At 33.2% G+C, this 3,079-nt stretch carries 2 protein-coding genes and 1 pseudogene; all 3 read left to right on the top strand.

Features of this window, described 5'->3' with window-relative positions; all coding sequences use genetic code 11:
- On the top strand, positions 1-739 hold a 739-nt coding region (locus AC1DSB_RS17135), incomplete at its 5' end, for a hypothetical protein (protein ID WP_477587191.1).
- 67 nt (positions 740-806) lie between these two features.
- Positions 807-1,157, top strand: a pseudogene (locus tag AC1DSB_RS17130) (GNAT family N-acetyltransferase).
- A 538-nt stretch (positions 1,158-1,695) separates the two neighbouring features.
- Positions 1,696-2,874, top strand: coding sequence for a NupC/NupG family nucleoside CNT transporter (locus tag AC1DSB_RS17125; protein WP_477587190.1), 1,179 nt, complete (start codon positions 1,696-1,698; stop codon positions 2,872-2,874).
- The last annotated feature ends 205 nt before the right edge of the window (positions 2,875-3,079 follow it).

Below are 3,079 nucleotides of genomic sequence, written 5' to 3'. Positions count from 1 at the left end.
GAGAAAAGAAATATTGGACTTTTTAGAAAATAGAAGTGAAAGGACAATCAAGCCTAATCTACTTAAATTAATTAGTAAAGAAAGACCTAAATCAATCTTATTGCTTGAGTATTTAATGGAATCATTGAACATAGATAGACCAAAAGAAATTTCTGATCCTGAACTAACATACACTGCTGCAAAAATATTAGGCGAACAATTTGCTGATGAAAAAAGTGTCCTATCTACTGTAAAGAAAGCAATTCAAGAGAATGTTTTTCATCAATCCGCTGTTGTTGCACTTTGTGAGGGGTGGCCAGATGAAGAGTTATTGGTTAATGTTAGGGGGTATGTAGAAGCTGAAAAGCCGTTAATGAAATATATGACATATTTTCAAGTTATTTCGAGGATATCAACATCTGAAAAATTATCTGAGATTATATCTCATGCAACAAATAAAAATGATGCTYTGCAACTACACTTGTGGAGAAGGGAAGAAAATATTAGACCAATTTTACGTAGAATTAAAGAAGATGAGCAACTTTTTGAGAACCTTTTCAGTATATTAAGAAATACCCCATCTTTAAATGAAAAAGCAAATATTCCTAAGTTAATTTCTGCTGCAAGAGGAATTTCTTTGCAATTGCGTGAATGGATTAATGAAGAAATTCATTCTGAGTTAGAAGGAAACAGTCAAGAAGCAAAAGATTTACTAATGGGAGAAATAAGACCGTTGGCACATATTTTATTAGAAATTTAATATTTAATCGCTAATTTGTTTGAAGTTCATTACTTCAATAAGATCCTGCCTACCTCCTAAGTGTGTGATGTTCTTTGACCATTTTACTGATACAAGTTTTATTGCAGAAAAAGATGGACAAGTCATTGGGTTTCTAAAAAGTTTTTTATCTCAATCCAAGTCTGATGAGGCCTATATTCATTTTGTTGGAGTACATCCGGAAAATAGAAAGCTCAAAATAGGAAACCAACTCTACACCGAATTTTTTAATGTTGTAAAACAAAAAGGTGGTAGGTAGTGTAGTCCTTTGTGTAACTTCTCCTGTTAATAAAGTTTAATTGCCTATCATACTACAATGGGATTCGATATTGAACAAGGAGATACAATTGTAGATAGTGTTAATGTACATACGSACTATGAAGGGCCAAATCAAGATTGAGTTTTATTTAAAAAGCAGTTGATATAAGAAAAGTTCTTCTTGAACTAACGGGTGCTTTAGGGTTGAAGAACAACGAGCTGCTAAAGCAGCTCTTTTCTTATTCATCTAACGAGGCAGGAGATTTATTTAATAGATACAATTGACTTTAATCAACCAAATAATTTCCTTAAGTAAAAAAATAAAGCATAAATTTTCATAATAGTGGTGATATGTATTTATAGACATTTCACTGGTAAATTACTTTAAACACTTGTGGCCGTAAGGTTGGAATTATTATGGTTTATTTTTTGGAAATTTTATGGTTTACATCACATGTCAAAACCCTTGATAATAATCAAGGGTTTTTTCTTTTTGTCTATATCATCTAGTTTCAATGAATATTAACCGAACGTAGTCAAAATATAATATTCCTTTATCAACATGGGCAACATTTAATAAATTGTATATGGACATGATAAGTTATAAATGTATACTTATTAAGTAAGTTTAATGGTCAGACGTTTAACCTTTTAATAATACAACTTTGTGGAGGCATTAAATGAATTATTTAATCTCAATCGTAGGCTTAATTGTTGTTCTGGGTCTTGCCTGGGTTGCAAGTAACAATCGTAAAGAAATAAAGATAAGACCAATTATCCAGATGATCATTATTCAGTTAATATTAACTTTTACATTACTGAATACCAAATTCGGATTGATTCTTATAGAGGGAATCGCAGCCGTGTTTACAAAATTATTAGATTACGCTAATGAAGGAATCAATTTTGTATTTGCCGGCATTGCGAATGAAGGACAAGCTCCTTTCTTCTTAACTGCTTTACTTCCAATCGTATTCATTTCGGCTCTGATTGGAATTCTGCAACACATTAAGGTTCTTCCTTTCATTATGAAATGGCTTGGATGGGCAATCAGTAAAGTAAACGGCATGGGTAAATTGGAATCTTACAATGGAGTAGCATCCGCTATTGTTGGACAATCTGAAGTATTTATTACTGTGAAAAAACAGCTTGGACAATTATCCCCTCAACGTCTATATACACTAAGTGCGTCAGCGATGTCTACTGTATCGATGTCTATTGTCGGAGCTTATATGACAATGATTGAACCGAGATATGTCGTAACTGCAATCGTGATTAATTTATTTGGAGGATTCATCATTGCTTCAATCATTAATCCTTACTCTGTAACCGAAGAAGAAGATCTCCTTGTTGTGCAAGAAGAAAAACAAAGCTTCTTTGAAATGCTTGGCGAATATATTATGGATGGATTCAAGGTTGCAATTGTGGTTGCGGCGATGTTACTTGGATTCGTTGCACTAATGGCAGGAGTAAATAACTTATTTGATATGATATTTGGAGTCACGTTCCAAGCAATTATTGGATATGTCTTTGCTCCATTTGCGATTTTAATGGGTATCCCTGTTTCAGAATCAGTAACAGCAGGCGGTATTATGGCTACCAAACTAGTTACAAACGAATTTGTAGCGATGCTTTCATTAAATGAATTAGCGTCAAATCTGAGTGAACGATCAATCGGAATCATTTCAGTTTTCCTTGTTWCATTTGCAAACTTCTCTTCAATTGGTATCATCTCAGGTGCTGTAAAAGGTCTTCATGAAAAACAAGGAAACGTTGTAGCACGATTCGGCTTGAAACTTTTATACGGAGCAACGTTAGTGAGCATATTATCAGCGATTATTGTGAGTTTTATCCTATAGTTAGAGAATGTGTCATCCAAAACCCTAATAAAAGCAACATCCCAGTGAATACTTATAAGTAATTCCTGGGACATAGAACGGGATACGAATTTTAGTATTTTATCTCCATTCTCGTCTTACTGTAAAGATTACCAAAGAACCTTCTAAATCAATTATGATTAGGAGGTTTTTTTGTGTCTAAAAAATCAGGAGTCTTTCCAATTCG

It is taken from the genome of Paenisporosarcina sp. P4_E4_2 (assembly GCF_056401595.1).
This window is presented reverse-complemented; position numbering and strand designations above follow the sequence as displayed.